This is a genomic window from Rhizobium sp. YAF28, from assembly GCF_052113285.1.
Classification (GTDB): Bacteria; Pseudomonadota; Alphaproteobacteria; order Rhizobiales; family Rhizobiaceae; genus Rhizobium.
Genome location: NZ_JBFRCX010000002.1, coordinates 353,864 through 368,232 on the forward strand (window position 1 = coordinate 353,864; position 14,369 = coordinate 368,232).

Below are 14,369 nucleotides of genomic sequence, written 5' to 3' on the forward strand. Positions count from 1 at the left end.
CCCCGGAAAAATCTTGCCGCAGATCAATATCTTGCACTGGCGAGTAGTATTGAAAGCTGCGCCGAGCAATGCGCCGCCTATACCTGATAACACATTCGTTATCTCTTTCTGCCGCGCCCGTTTATCATTTCATTAACCATAATCTCCTTAGCTTGCGACATCTTCTTGACGCGTTAAGGACACATTCATGACGATCTCGCGCCGGGGCTTTCTGATCGCTCTGCCCCTATTTGTCGCCGGTTGCTCTTCGACCACTCTGAACAGCCAGACGAATTATGCCGCACTTCCGGATGAGAAATTTCCGCTGCGACAGGTGCCGATCGATCAGATCAAGCCGGAGCTGCGCCGCACCGAAGTTGCCTATGAGGGCAGCTTTGCGCCGGGCACTGTCGTCGTCGATACCCCGATACGGCGCGCCTATTATATCCTCGGTGACGGCAGGGCGATGCGCTATGGCGTCGGTGTCGGTCGTGAGGGGCTGGCCTTCGCCGGCAATGCCTATGTCGGCCGCAAGGCGGAATGGCCGAGCTGGACGCCGACGGAAAACATGCAGCGTCGCGAGGAGCGCTATCGCAAGCTCGCCGGCGGCATGCCGGGCGGCCCGAACAATCCGCTGGGTGCGCGCGCCATGTATCTCTATCGCGGCGGCAACGACACGCATTTTCGCATCCACGGCACCAACCAGCCGCAATCGATCGGCCTTGCCATGTCAAGCGGCTGCATCCGCATGATGAACCACGATGTGATCGACCTCTACAGCCGCGTCGAAGTCGGTGCCAAGGTCGTCGTCATCCAGGCGACAGCCTGAACCCCCAAGCCCGAACGATAGGCATGCAAAAGCCGCCGCAGCGGATCGCTGTCGGCGGCTTTTGTTTTTGGTGGATGCTCAGCGGCGCTTGGCGGCAATACCGGTCGAGAGCGCGACACCGATGCCAGTGATCACGGCCGCGCTGATTTCGGCAAGACCCATCTGCTCGCCCAGCAGGAAGCCGCCGCCGAGTGTCGCAAGCACCGGCGTCAGCGCGGTGAAAGCCGCAGCCTGCGTTCCGCCGAGGGTGCGCACCGCCGTGCCGTAGGCGACCATGGCAACGAGGCCGGAAAGAATGCCCTGGCTCAGAACCTGCAGGCCGATTTCCGGAAGAGGGGCCTGCGGCAGCGAAATGCCGAAGACCAGCGCAAGGACGGCCATGATCAGGAAGGACCAGATGGCGATCAGCGCGCTGGCCTGGATGGCGGTCAGGCCCGAACGGCGGAAGGCATGTGTATAGCTTGCCCAGAGAACGGCGCCTGATGGCAGCAGCACGAAGCTCGTCCAGGGCAGGGAAGCATCGGCAAGGCTGCGAACGAGCAGGATCAGCACACCGGCGACGATCGCGAGCAGCCCGGCAATCCGCGTGGCATCCGGCCGTTCGCCGAACAGCAGAACGCCGATCAAGGCGGTGGCAAGCGGCATGGAGCCGCCGAGCAGGATGCCCGACGAGGCGGCTGGCGTCGAATGAATGGCAAGCGTCGTCACCAGGAAGAAGATCGCACCGCAGCCGGCGACCATGATCGCCAGCAGGTGAAGCGGAAGGCCCTTAGGCAAGAGCCCGGTGCGCAGCCAGACCGGTGAGAGAACGAGCGCCGGAATGCCGAAGCGGATGAGCCCGATATCGATGGAACCGAGCGGCGTTGCAGCGCTGTGGCGGGTTGCCAGAAACCATGTCGACCAGATCAGCACGGTGATCGTGCCGGCGGCATAACCCAGTGTCTGCGAAGGCGATTTCTCGTTTGAAAATGCGATCGTGCTCATCGTCCTGTCCTTTCCTCCATCCGGATGCCATCCGGTTGAAAAGAACTTTAGCGCCGGAAGCCGAGGCATGTCCTTGCTATCTGTGGCTCAAAAAACGTGTTATGCGCAATGATCTGCCAATTCATGTTGATGGATTTCGCAAATATGCCAAATCTCGATAAGTTCGATATTGCCATCCTGAAATGCCTGCAGGAGGATGCCCGCGCCACCAATGTCGAGATCGCCGAGAAGGTGAACCTCTCGCCATCACCCTGCCTGCGCCGTATCCGCAATCTCGAAAAGCTCGGCGTCATCCGCCGCTACACAGCCGATATTGATCGCAAGGAGGTCGGGCTCGGCCTCACCGTCTTCGTCGAATTCAAGGTTGCCCGTCACAGCAAGGAGAATTCCGAGGCCCAGCAGGCGGCACTGCTCGCCATCCCCGAAATCGTCTCCTGTTTCCTGATCTCGGGCACGGCCGATTTCCTGGCGGAAGTCGTGGTCGAAGACCTCTCGGCCTATGAGCGGCTATTGACGGAGACGCTGCTGACCCTGCCGAATGTCACCGATATCCGCTCGAATTTCGCCATTCGCAGCATCAAGACGCATGGACCGCTGAAGCTGCCCGAGCGCAACTGACGCGCCCCCAACAAGGCATCCCAATAAGGTGATTGTTTTTGTAAACTTTACTTGAAAAATTCACTTCACTTCTGTAGCGGGTGTCTCATCCGGTGTGAGGGCCGGTGATCATTTCAGTATGAGGACATTTGCCGTGAGCGTTTTTGATATTCCGCTGTCGCGCCGCCAGTTCGGCCTGTTGCTCTCGGCTGGTGCGGTTGCTGCCGTACCGAGCCTTGCCTTTGCCGATGATGACAAGCGCACGATCAAACACGAGCTCGGCACTACCGAAATCTCCGGCAAGCCGCAGCGTGTCGTCGCCCTCGAATTCTCCTTCGTGCAGGCGCTGAATGCGGTCGATGTCGTGCCGGTTGGCATTACCGACGACAACCAGCCGAAGCGTATCGAACAGCTTCTCGGCAAGAAGATCGACTACAGCTCGGTCGGCACGCGGCTGGAGCCCAATCTCGAGCTCGTCGCCGCCCTGACGCCCGATCTCATCATTGCCGATGAACTCCGCCATTCGGCGATCTACGAACAATTGAGTGCCATTGCGCCGACCATCGTGCTGAACAGCTGGGAAGGCAGCTACGAGACTATCAAATCTTCGGTCATAACCATCGCCGATGCCCTGGGTGAAAAGGCGAAGGGTGAACAGGCGCTCGCCGCCCATGAGGCCGTCATCGCCGGACTGGTCGCAAAGATCCCGGCCGGCGAAAAGCGCCGCTTCCTGCTCGCCGTCGCCAATCCCGATTCCATGAGCCTGCATAGCTCCTCCTCCTTCACCGGTTCCGTCTTCAAGGCCATGGGCTTGACGCCGGCGATCGATTCCAGCGATGCCGTGGAAAGCGGGGCAGGGATCGAGCGTCTCGTCGCCGTCAATCCGGACGTATTTTTGGTCGCGACCGACGCCGGCGCCACCGTGTTCGACCAGTGGAAGAGCAACACCGCCTTCAACAACATTGCGGCGGTGAAAACCGGCATGGTCTTTCAGGTCGACCGCAACCAGTTTTCCCGTTTCCGCGGGTTGACGACGGCAGAGATGATCGCTCGCGAAATCCTCGCCAAGGTCTATCAGGCCGGATAAGCGCCAATGACGACAAAAGGCGGCGCAGCCATGCGGCATGAAACCGGCAGCCCCGTGCTGCTGGCATTCTGCCTGTTGCTGGCGCTCGCCATGGTTATTCTCGCCGGCATTTCCTTCGGCGTCTCCGAGTTGCCGGTCGCCCGCGCGCTTCATCTGCTGTTTGCACCCGACGGCTCGCCGGATAGCGCGCTGGTCTGGGATGTGCGCCTGCCGCGGGCAATGCTCGCCATGCTGGTCGGCGCCAATCTCGCAATTGCAGGCGTGCTGATCCAGACGCTGACCCGCAATTCGCTCGCTTCGCCACAGACCTTCGGCATCAATGCCGGGGCCTCACTGGTCATCGTCATCTCTCTCATCGCCATGCCCGGCCTGAGTGCCGGCGGCACGGTCTGGCCGGCCTTCATTGGCGCGGCTGCCGTAGGTCTCGCCATGTGGGCACTGTCGGTATCGGGCGCCATGAACGAGATGAAGCTGGCCCTTGCTGGCATCTCCATCCAGCTCGTGCTTGCCGCCCTCGTGCAGGCGATCCTCGTTGCCAACAATGCCGGTCAGGATATCGTCTATTGGCTTGCCGGCTCCATCAATGGCGCGCAATGGAGCAAGGTCTGGATCATACTGCCCTTCACGCTTCTCGGCGGGGGGATCGCCCTCATCGCCGGTCGTCATTTCGGGGTGCTGGCGCTCGATGAGACCACCGGTGTTTCGCTTGGCCAGAATGCCCGGCGTGTCGGCGGCCTTGCTGCAATGCTGATCGTCATTCTCGCCGGCTCCGCCGTCGCCGTCAGCGGCCCGATTGGCTTCATCGGCCTGCTGGTGCCACATATCGTGCGGCGTCTCGCCGGCAACGACCAGCTGACAGTGATTGTGCTGAGCGCCATCGCCGGCCCGTTGCTCCTGACTGCCGCCGATCTCGTGGGCCGCGTCGCCGCTTTTCCGGCCGAAACCCCTGTCGGCATCGTGACGGCGCTGATCGGCGCACCGGCTTTCGTTGCCATCCTCTGGCGGCAGAGGGCAAAATGACCAGTGCGGCCTTGCCATCGAAGAGCCTGCGTGCGGCAAGCGTCTGCCTCGTCGTCGCTGTTCTCATCCTCATCATTGCCGTGCTCGGCATGACGATCGGCGCCGTGACCCTGTCGGTCGCCCAGGTGCTGGATGGTATCGCCGGCGGCAAGAGCGCCTTCATCGTCATGCAGTACCGCGCCCCGCGCGTCATCGTTTCCATCCTCGCCGGGGCCTCGCTCGGCATTGCCGGCACCTTCCTGCAAGGTGCGCTGCGCAATCCGCTGGCCTCGCCCGATGTGGTCGGCATCACCAAATGGGCCGGCCTCGGCGCCTTCCTCGCCGGTCTCTTCACCCCGCCGGCCTGGGCCGTCTGGGCCATTCCATCAGGTGTCATCGCTGGCGCGGTTGCCGGCGCTTTGGTGCTGCTTGCGATCGGCCGCAGCTTCGGTGGCGGCATAGCGGCATTGGCGCTCGTCGGCGTCGCCCTCGGCATGCTGGCCCAGGCGTTGATGCAATATGTCATGGTGCTCGTGCCGACCCGCGCTGACCAGTCGATGGTCTGGCTTGCCGGCAGCGTCTATGGCTCGACGATGACCGATGTGGTCGCTCTCTCGCTCTGGCTTCTCGCCTGTCTGCCTTTCGTGCTGATCGCCACCATCCGGCTTGATGCCGGCGGTTTCGGCGACGATACGTTGACGAGCCTGGGTATCTCGCCCGGTCTCCTGCGCGGCGGCCTCATCGTCGTCTCGGTGCTGCTCTGCGCCGGCAGCGTCGCCGCCGTCGGCAGCATGGGCTTCCTCGGCCTGTTGTCACCGCATGCCGCCCGGCTGCTCGCCGGCCCGCGCGCCCGCCACATGGTGCCAGTAAGCGCCCTGATCGGCGCCCTGACGCTTTCCGCTGCTGACCTGATCGGCCGGCTAGTTGCCCTGCCGAACGAGATCCCGGCCGGCATCGTCGCTGCCGTGATCGGCGGTCCCTATCTCATTTTCCTGCTGATCAAGGAGGCAGGCCGCCCATGACTGATGCAGGTATGATTGATGCCGCCCATTCGCGCCTGTCCGCGCAGGACCTGACGCTCGGTTATGCCGCGATCAAGGTTCTCGATCATGTCGATGTCACGATCCCCGACGGCAAGATCACCGCCCTGATCGGCGCCAACGGCTCCGGTAAATCGACGCTGCTGCGCGCGCTCGGCCGCATCATCCAGCCGCTCGGCGGCACCGTGACGCTGGACGGCAAGGCGATCGCCGCCATGCCCGGCAAGACGATTGCGCAGACGCTGGCGCTCCTGCCGCAAAGCCCTGTTTCACCCGATGGTCTCACAGTGCGCCAGCTCTGCCGCTTCGGACGCCATCCGCACAAGGGCATGTTGTCGCGCACGACGCGCCGTGACGAGCAGATCGTCGAGGCATCGCTGGCCGCGACCGGCCTGACCGGTCTCGCCGAGCGCCCGCTCGACCGCCTCTCCGGCGGCCAGCGCCAGCGCGCCTGGATCGCCATGGCGCTGGCGCAGGAAACGCCGATCCTGCTGCTGGACGAGCCGACGACCTATCTCGACATCGCCCATCAGCTGGAAGTTCTGGAACTGTTGAAGGAATTGAACGAGAAGAGTGGACGCACCATCGTCATGGTCGTCCACGATCTCAATCATGCCGCCCAATATGCCGACCACATCATCGCGGTCGCCGATGGCGGCATTCACGCGGCAGGCAGCCCTGCCGATCTTCTGAAGCCGGAGCTCATTCGCGCAGTCTTCGGCATCGACGCCGTCGTGATATCCCATCCCGTTGATGGGACACCACTCTGCCTCCCCTTCGTCGAACGTTAGAGCCATTCCAACAAAAATGTGCAGCGATTTTGCGTTGAGGTGATGGGATGGAGCTGTTCTTGCGCAGAGCCAGCCAGATCATTGATAGGGTGCATAGGATGCATAACTTGCATAGGATTTTCCATACGCCGTGTGGGAAATGTCAGATGGTGACATGACAGGTGTGTATCTGACATTTCCTATAGAGCAGTGGAAAACTGCCTATGCATCTTATGCATCCTATGCAGGCACTGAGGGCCTCGTCCGGAATTGCATCAGAACAAAGCTCTGGATGCGGATGATTTCAGGCCGACCGGCCTGAAATCTGAAGCAGGATCTACAGCAGCGTCCCGCTGAGGATCAGCAGCGCCACTGAGAAATAGATGACGAGCCCGGTCACATCGACCAGCGTGGCGACGAACGGAGCCGATGCCGTTGCCGGATCGAGCCGCAGCTTCTGCAAGATGAACGGCAGCATCGAACCCGATATGGAGCCGAAGGTGACGATACCGACCAATGCGGCAAAGACCGTCAGGCCGACCAGCTGCCAATGCGGGCCGTAATCATAGAGCCCGGCAGTCTGCCAGAAGATCACGCGCAGCAGGCCGACAAGCCCGAGAATGGCGCCGAGCACGATGCCTGTCGGCAGTTCGCGCAGCAGCACTCGCCACCAGTCCGTCAGCTTCAACTCGCCGACGGCAAGCGCCCGGATGATGAGCGAGGTTGCCTGCGAACCGGAATTACCGCCGGAGCTCATGATCAGCGGAATGAAGAGCGTCAGCACGACGGCCTTTTCCAGCTCGCCTTCGAAATGCTGCATGGCGCTTGCCGTCAGCATTTCGCCGAGGAAGAGGGCGCAGAGCCAGCCTGCACGCTTGCGGATCATGCCGCCGAAGCTGATCTTCATATAGGGCTTGCCGAGCGCTTCCATACCGCCGAATTTCTGCGCGGCTTCGGTCGTATCAGCTATCATCGTGTCGATCACGTCATCGACCGTGACGATGCCGAGCACCATGCCGTGATCGTCGACGACGGGCAGTGCCAGGAGGTCATGCTTGCGGATCAGCCGCGCGACATCTTCCTGCTTCATCAGCGCATTGGCCGAAACCGGCGTGCCCTTCTGGGCAACAGACAGGATCGAGGCATCGGGCTCGCCGGTGATCAGGCGGCGCAGCGTGACGACATGCAGCAGCACGCCGGAATTATGATCCAGCACATAGATCGCATAGACGGTTTCGCGCGAGCGTTCGACCTGCCGGACATGGTCCAATGTCTGGGCGATCGTCCAGTCATCGGGCACGCTGACGAATTCCGTCGTCATGATGCTGCCGGCCGTGCGCGGCGGATAGCCCATCAGATGCTGGATGGCGACGCGGACGGGTTCTTCCAGGCTGGAGAACAGGCGTACGCGGTCATCGATGTCGAGTTCCAGCAGGACGTCGGCGACGCGGTCGTTCGACATGCCGTGCAGCAGCCGGGCCGAATCCGCACTGTCCATCAGCGCCAGAATGGCCGGTGCGTTGCGCAGCTCCGGACGGTCGAGAATGTTGACGGCATATTCCTGCGGCATCCGCGAGAGGATGCGGCCGGCTTCAGCCGGGGCAAGCCCGTTCAGAGATTCCACGCGCTCGGCGATGGACGCAACACGGCTGTTATTCATGAACGCACGGGCGGCATAGCCGGCCCGCAGAGGGAAGCGATTGATATTCATTGGCTCGCCTTTCCGTCGATCCGCCGTAGCGTCCGATCGGGCGAGCCCGGAGCAACCAGGTCAGCGCACGAAGGCCGCGTACGGCAAAGGCAATCGACTGCTACTGTCGCTTGGCATCGTGATGATGGCTCCGTTGATATCCGTGCACGACGTACGTCATCCACGTGTCACACTAGGTGGTCTCGAATGCGGAAAAAGTCAAGCTGCTTAAATGCTTAACGCCAGAATGCCGCACCCTCGGCGCGGCATTATAGGTCAGCATCCTTTACGCAATATTTCGAGCGTCGGAAAAGGCGGATTTTCGACCTCGAAAACCTCAGAATCCGGCGAGAACGACCTTGCCCTTCATCCTGCCGCTTTCGACCATGGCATGCGCCTTTTTCAGGTTCGTGGCGTTGATCGCACCGACGGTTTCCGACAGCGTCGTGCGGATTTTGCCGGCATCGACAAGCTCGGAAATCCTGTTCAGGATCTTGTGCTGCTCGATCATGTCGGGCGTGCCGAAGAGTGGGCGGGTGAACATCAGTTCCCAGTGGACCGAAGCGGCCTTGCGCTTGAAGGGAACGATATCGAAGGTCTTAGGGTCGTCGATCAGTGCGAACCGGCCTTGCGGCGCGAGCGCTTCGACAATATCGGCGACATGCTTGTCCGTATTCGTCGTCGAGAAGATGAAGCCCGGCGCGCCGATGCCGAGTGCTGCGACCTGCGGCGCGATCGGCTGCGAATGATCGATGACGTGATGGGCGCCAAGCTCCTTCACCCAGTTCTGCGTTTCCGGACGCGAGGCTGTGGCGATAACGGTGAGGTCCGTCAGCGCGCGGGCGACCTGGATAGCGATCGAGCCGACACCGCCCGCACCACCGATGATGAGCACGGCAGGGGCAGCACCTGGGACCGGATCGGTGACGCGCAGGCGGTCGAACAAGGCTTCGTAAGCGGTGATGGATGTCAGCGGCAGGGCGGCCGCAGCGGCGAAGTCGAGAGTCTTCGGTTTCCTGCCGACGATGCGTTCGTCGACGAGCTGGAACTCGGCATTCGAGCCGGGGCGATTGATGACGCCGGAATAGAAGACTTCATCGCCTGGCGTAAACAGCGTCACATCGGAACCGACGGCCTTGACGATGCCGGCGGCATCGAAGCCGAGCACTTTCAGCTCATCGGCGGGCGGCGCCATGTTGGCGCGCACCTTCACATCGACGGGGTTGACGGAGACCGCCCTGATCTCGACGAGCAGGTCGTGGCCCTTGGCCTCGGGTGTGGGCAGTTCGACATCGATCAGCGAGGTTTCGGCGGCAATTGGCTGTGGGGTCTTGTAGGCGACGGCGCGCATCTTGGTAACTCCTGTGTCTGTTGTACGAGAGCTAGATGCGACCTATGTTCCGGCAACGCAAGAATGCACAAATTCTGTACGTAGTACCAAAAAGGATACTGTAAATGTCACGCCCGCGCGCCAAACTGATCGAGAATTTCCCGGGTTGCCCGGTGGAAGCGACGCTGACTTATCTCGATGGAAAGTGGAAGGGCGTGATCCTTTTCCACCTGATGGACAAGACTTTGCGCTTCAACGAGCTGAGACGCCATCTGCCTGCCATCACCCAGCGCATGCTGACGAAGCAGCTGCGCGAGCTGGAAGAATCCGGCGTGATCTCACGAACTGTTTACCCGGTCGTGCCGCCGCGCGTCGAATATGCGCTGACACCGCTCGGCTCCACGCTGAAACCGGTCATCCGGGCGCTTGCCGCCTGGGGCGATGAATTCGTCTTCTGCAGCCCGGAGGGACGGGAGCTGCGTATCGCAAAGGCGTTAGAGCCTTTCCCGGTTATATTGCAGCATTCTGTTGGCTCAAACGGAGTCGGATGATCGACCGGCCGGCGCGCGTCGTAGCCCAGATCTACGGCCAAGCCGGCCGGTCGATCAGCCGGCCCGTTTCAGCCAACCCGAAGGGCCGGGCATCTTTCCGCCAGGATCAGAAGCGATCGGCTCGGACATACCCCAGGGTATGCCCTTCGCCAATCGCTTCTGCCCTGACGAAAACCTGCTCCGGCAGAATGCTGCAATATAACCGGGAAAGGCTCTAAGCGTTCCGGCTGCGGAGCTCCAAGCGTAGCGACGCCGCAAAGACGAAGAGGCCGAGGAAGGACAGGACGGCGCCGACATAGCCGGTCGCCGCAAAACCGTAACCCCAGGCAATGACGAGACCGCCGAGCCAGGCGCCGAGTGCGTTGGCGATGTTGAAGGCAGAGTGGTTGGAAGCGGCGGCCAGCGTCTGCGCATCGGCCGCAACATCCATCAGGCGCGTCTGCAGCGCCGGGCCCGCCGCAAAACCGCAGCCGACGAGGAAGACGCAAAGCCCGAGCATGTAGGGGTTGGCGGCAGTCAGCGAGAACATCGTCAGCACGACGATATTATAGACCAGCGAACCGCCGATCGTGCCGAGCAGCGATTTGTCCGCCAGCCACGAGCCGATGACATTGCCGGCATTCATACCGACACCGAACAGCACGAGCATGAGCGCAACGGCCGTCTCCGGCAGCATCGCCACCTGCGTCGTCGTCGAGGCGATATAGCTGAACATGGCAAACATGCCGCCATAACCGACAGCGGCGATGGCGAGCGTCAGCAGGATTTGCGGACGACGGAAGGCGCTGAGTTCGCGCAGCGCACTCGCCCCTTCGGCGACCTTGTCATGCGGCACGTAGAACCAGATGAGGGCGACCGTCAACAGACCGATGATGCCGACGGTGAGGAAGGCGACCTGCCAGTCGAGCGCCTGGCCGAAGAAGGTCGTCAGCGGCGTGCCGAGCAGAGTTGCGACCGTCAGGCCGAGCATGACCCGGCCGACGGCCCGTGCGCGGCGATGCACCGGCACCATGGAGGCGGCGACGAGCGCTGCCACGCCGAAATAGGCGCCATGCGGCAGGCCGGTGATGAAGCGCAGCACCGCGAAGCTCTCAAAGGTCGGTGCGACGGCGCTCAGGATGTTGCCGACGGCAAAGAGCAGCATGAGGCAGAGCAGCAGCGTGCGCCGCGCCATCTTGGCGGCGAGCACGGCAATGACCGGTGCGCCGATGACGACGCCGAGCGCATAGGCGCTGATGACATAACCTGCCTGCGGGGTCGTGACCGAGAAAGTATCGGCCACATTCGGCAGTAGGCCCATGATCGCGAATTCACCGGTGCCGATGCCGAAGCCGCCAGCGGCAAGTGCGAGTTGGACCAGGGCAACGGTCATGGCCGAGGGAAGCGCTGCCTCCGGCCCGGAATCGATAGAAGCATCGATAGAATCGTTGACGGCAACCTGGCTCACGGGCGGTCCTCGGAGGATCTAAGCTTGGCGACGGCCGCTGGCGGGACGCGCAGGGCCGGTCATTTGCAATTGGTGGGCAGAAATGGCGGGGGGCGGAGATATGATCTCCAATATCCCATCTATTGAACGGGAAACCGGAAGCGTCGAGTGCTTTTTTTGCAGTGCAGCGTCCTGCTATCTGCATACGTCCATTGCAATATTTGCGTTTCGGCGATGTGACCCGGAAAACCATCCGGCTTGAAATCGCAGGTGCGTCAACCATTTCTTGAGGGCATGGATAGCGGGATAGGAACAGGCACCTCATGAAGCTCGTCGGTTTTTTCAATCGCGACGGCGGTACCTTCAGAACGACGGACATGCAGGCTTATGAGAAACGCGCGGAAGAAGTCTTCCGCGAAGCCGGCCATGATTTCGATGCCATCGTCTTCTCCGGCAACGAGATCGTTCCCGCCATGGAACGGGCCGCACGGCGCGACGACATCGACGGCATCGTCGCCGGCGGCGGCGACGGCACCATTTCGGCGGCCGCATCGATTGCCTGGAAGAACGGCGTGGCGCTCGGCGTCGTGCCGGCCGGCACCATGAACCTCTTTGCCCGCTCCCTGAAAGTGCCGCTCGATATCTGGCAGGCGCTCGATGTGCTGGCTTTCGGCGAAGTCGACAATATCGATATTGCCAGCGCCAACGGAAGGCCGTTCATCCACCAGTTCTCCGCCGGCCTGCATGCGCGCATGGTGCGCTACCGCAATTCCTACAGCTACCGCTCCCGCCTCGGAAAGATGGGCGCCAGCACTCGCGCTGCCTTCGGCGTCGTCTTCAACCCGCCGGAATTCGAGGTCGAGTTCGAGGCGGCCGGCATGAAGGAGACCCGACGCGTCTCGGCGATATCAGTCTCCAACAACCCCTTCGGCGAAAACGCGCTGCTCTATGCCGACAATCTGCGCAGCGGCGAACTCGGCTTCTACACGGCAAAACCGCTGAAACCGCTCGGCGTCGCACGGTTGGCGATCGACATGCTGCGCGGCAGATTCCGGGAAAACGATGCGGTCATGGTCCTGCATCCGGCCGAGGTGCATCTGCACTTCCCGAAGTTGCGCGCCAAGGCGAACTGCGTGATGGATGGCGAGCTTCTGCCGCTGGAGCGCGATGTCACCGTCAAGCTGCATCCGGGCGAATTGAAGGTGCTGGTCAAGCAGGGATTGGCCGCGCAGGAAGGCGAGAGGGAGCGGCGCGAACCGGCCGCGTGATTTTCAGAACGAAGCGGAGCGTCTGGCCCTGAAAGGAATGAGAGCGCTTTCGACGATATCCCGGTCCGCCTCGTCGCCGAAAACACAGGTGCGATTGCGCCCCTTCTTCTTGGCGCAGTACAGCGCTTCGTCGGCTGATGCGATGAGCTGTCGCCAGCCTTCAGCACCACAGGCGCCGGAGGCGACGCCGATGCTGACAGTGATCGAGAGAGCGACGCCGGTTTCCGCGTCACGGATGACATGCGCCTGAATGCGGCTGCGAAGTTCTTCGGCAAAATCCAAGGTGTTCGAAAGATCGGATGTGGAAACGAGAACGGCGAATTCCTCGCCCCCATAGCGCGCGACGATGTCCGTCGGACGCATCGCGCCCTGCAGCAGGGTGGCGATTTCGATGAGCACGGCGTCGCCCGTCAGATGGCCATAGGTGTCGTTCACCGTCTTGAAGTGATCGATATCGATCAGCATCAGGCAGACATCTTCCTCGCGCTCCGAAGGGGCATTGCCGAAGCCTTCCAGCGCCCGGCGGTTCCAGACACCGGTCAGCCCGTCCTTTTCGGCCTGCATCTTCAGGCGGGCCTCATATTCGGCCCGTTCGTCCAGCTTGCCGCGCAGCAATTCCAGCGCCTCGAACAGGCTGCGCATCTCCGGCGCCTTGGAGATCGTCTCCAGGTCGGTCGCGGGACTGCCGTCTGCGAGCGCGATGATCTGGCGTCGTGCCGTCAGCAGCGGACCGAGCATGTGCAGGCGGATGGAGCGGAAGAGCGTAAACAGCACCGCAAGAGCGGAGGCCGTGATCACAGCGATGACCGCCAGGCGATAGGAAGCGGCGTAGTGCTGGGTCCGGTAGCGCTTCACCACATCGTCGAGAAAGACCGTACGCAGCCGCTCCAGCGGCTGCAGCGTCGGAACATAGTCGCGTGTCAGGTCAACTGCGGAAACCGAATAGTCCCCCGAGATCTTGCCTTGCTCGATCAATATCTTGACGAGTTCGAGGCCAGACCCGAAAAAGATCGTATCGACATCCTTCATGAGCTGCGCAGAGAGCGCCTCGTGATCGCTGACGATTTTCTGGCCCTGCATCAGCGCACGCAGTTCCAGAAGCCGGCCAATGGTGCGGTTCGCGTCGGTGATATGGCTGTCGCGTAAAGGCTGGCGGGTGGCAATCGGACCCATGATCTGCGAGGCGGCCCGGCCCCCATATTCGCGCATGTCGCTGATCATCCGCCCCGTCAGGAATGGCGCGGTCAGTTCCGACCGGCGGGTGGTGAAAGCGGCTATGTGCCAGTCGACGACATGCTGGAATGTTTCGATCACCTCGATCATTTCGCCGATCGCGTTTTGCACATCGCCGGGCTCGCGGTCGGCGAGCGGTGTTGCGGCAACGCGGTCGACGGCTTGGCGAGCCCTGCGAAGCTGCGCCCTTGTCTCAGAGAGCGCCCCCTGGAGATCGGGAAGCGAGGAGGATAGATCGACTTCGGGCGGCTCATCGAGCGCCTCGAGCGAGAGATCGCTGATGCGCCGGAAGACCTTTAAACGCTCTGTTGCGGGCGCGCTGCTATTTGGCTCTATCGCCATGATGTCGTTGGCCGGTCCGCGCTCCGCCGACATGCGGCTCGCCGCTTCCAGAACCTGGCGGAAGCGCTCTACAGCCAGCAGATTGTTATTGGTGGAGCGGTAGCTTTCATAAGTCGGAATGAGAGCGCTGGCTGTCAGAATGAGGGTCAGAAACGCCACGATGACGGTCGCAAAGAGCAGCTTTCCCTCAAGAGTGATGCGGTTCATCAAACCGATCCCTTTCAACTCGTCATCCAATCCGGCG

Annotated in this window: 13 protein-coding genes; 8 read left to right on the forward strand and 5 right to left on the reverse strand. The window is 61.9% G+C overall.

Going from position 1 to position 14,369, the window contains the following annotated elements; genetic code table 11:
• The first annotated feature begins 187 nt into the window (after positions 1–187).
• Positions 188–808: a L,D-transpeptidase gene (locus AB4Z13_RS06035; protein ID WP_439014456.1), complete on the forward strand. Its 621-nt coding sequence runs from the start codon at positions 188–190 to the stop codon at positions 806–808.
• A 78-nt stretch (positions 809–886) separates the two neighbouring features.
• Here AB4Z13_RS06035 and AB4Z13_RS06040 read toward each other — a convergent pair whose 3' ends face one another.
• Positions 887–1,792 (reverse strand): DMT family transporter, encoded by a 906-nt coding sequence (locus AB4Z13_RS06040; protein ID WP_439014457.1) that lies wholly within the window; start codon positions 1,790–1,792, stop codon positions 887–889.
• Positions 1,793–1,936: 144 nt separating this feature from the next.
• On the opposite strand from AB4Z13_RS06040, the gene AB4Z13_RS06045 reads away from it, so the two are divergent.
• The 5 genes from AB4Z13_RS06045 (at position 1,937) to AB4Z13_RS06065 (ending at position 6,306) form a co-directional block, all read left to right on the forward strand.
• Positions 1,937–2,410, forward strand: coding sequence for an Lrp/AsnC family transcriptional regulator (locus tag AB4Z13_RS06045; protein ID WP_037071926.1), 474 nt, complete (start codon positions 1,937–1,939; stop codon positions 2,408–2,410).
• A gap of 133 nt (positions 2,411–2,543) precedes the next feature.
• Positions 2,544–3,476 carry an ABC transporter substrate-binding protein gene (locus AB4Z13_RS06050; RefSeq protein ID WP_439014458.1) on the forward strand — a complete coding sequence of 311 codons (933 nt, stop codon included), beginning with the start codon at positions 2,544–2,546 and terminating at the stop codon, positions 3,474–3,476.
• 6 nt (positions 3,477–3,482) lie between these two features.
• Positions 3,483–4,496 (forward strand): FecCD family ABC transporter permease, encoded by a 1,014-nt coding sequence (locus AB4Z13_RS06055; RefSeq protein ID WP_439014459.1) that lies wholly within the window; start codon positions 3,483–3,485, stop codon positions 4,494–4,496.
• Complete coding sequence (locus tag AB4Z13_RS06060; RefSeq protein WP_113324188.1) at positions 4,493–5,497, forward strand: iron ABC transporter permease; 1,005 nt, start codon at positions 4,493–4,495, stop codon at positions 5,495–5,497. The genes AB4Z13_RS06055 and AB4Z13_RS06060 overlap by 4 nt, the downstream gene beginning before the upstream one ends.
• Positions 5,494–6,306 (forward strand): ABC transporter ATP-binding protein, encoded by an 813-nt coding sequence (locus AB4Z13_RS06065; RefSeq protein WP_113324187.1) that lies wholly within the window; start codon positions 5,494–5,496, stop codon positions 6,304–6,306. Before AB4Z13_RS06060 ends, AB4Z13_RS06065 begins: the two co-directional genes overlap by 4 nt.
• Before the next feature lie 316 nt (positions 6,307–6,622).
• Here AB4Z13_RS06065 and mgtE read toward each other — a convergent pair whose 3' ends face one another.
• Positions 6,623–7,996: a magnesium transporter gene (gene mgtE / locus AB4Z13_RS06070; protein WP_113324186.1), complete on the reverse strand. Its 1,374-nt coding sequence runs from the start codon at positions 7,994–7,996 to the stop codon at positions 6,623–6,625.
• A 316-nt stretch (positions 7,997–8,312) separates the two neighbouring features.
• Positions 8,313–9,326 carry a zinc-binding alcohol dehydrogenase family protein gene (locus tag AB4Z13_RS06075; protein ID WP_439014460.1) on the reverse strand — a complete coding sequence of 338 codons (1,014 nt, stop codon included), beginning with the start codon at positions 9,324–9,326 and terminating at the stop codon, positions 8,313–8,315.
• A 104-nt stretch (positions 9,327–9,430) separates the two neighbouring features.
• Between AB4Z13_RS06075 and AB4Z13_RS06080 the strand changes: the two genes are divergently transcribed.
• The gene (locus tag AB4Z13_RS06080) at positions 9,431–9,856 is read left to right on the forward strand and encodes a winged helix-turn-helix transcriptional regulator (protein ID WP_439014462.1); all 426 of its coding nucleotides are present in this window, start codon (positions 9,431–9,433) and stop codon (positions 9,854–9,856) included.
• Between the two features lie 214 nt (positions 9,857–10,070).
• On the opposite strand, the gene AB4Z13_RS06085 is transcribed toward AB4Z13_RS06080, so the two are convergent.
• Positions 10,071–11,303, reverse strand: coding sequence for an MFS transporter (locus AB4Z13_RS06085; protein ID WP_439014463.1), 1,233 nt, complete (start codon positions 11,301–11,303; stop codon positions 10,071–10,073).
• 302 nt (positions 11,304–11,605) lie between these two features.
• Here AB4Z13_RS06085 and AB4Z13_RS06090 point away from each other — a divergent pair, with 302 nt between their 5' ends.
• Positions 11,606–12,550 (forward strand): diacylglycerol/lipid kinase family protein, encoded by a 945-nt coding sequence (locus tag AB4Z13_RS06090; protein ID WP_439014464.1) that lies wholly within the window; start codon positions 11,606–11,608, stop codon positions 12,548–12,550.
• A gap of 3 nt (positions 12,551–12,553) precedes the next feature.
• On the opposite strand, the gene AB4Z13_RS06095 is transcribed toward AB4Z13_RS06090, so the two are convergent.
• Positions 12,554–14,332, reverse strand: a complete 1,779-nt coding sequence (locus AB4Z13_RS06095) for a diguanylate cyclase (RefSeq protein ID WP_439014465.1) — start codon at positions 14,330–14,332, stop codon at positions 12,554–12,556.
• Between the last annotated feature and the right edge of the window lie 37 nt (positions 14,333–14,369).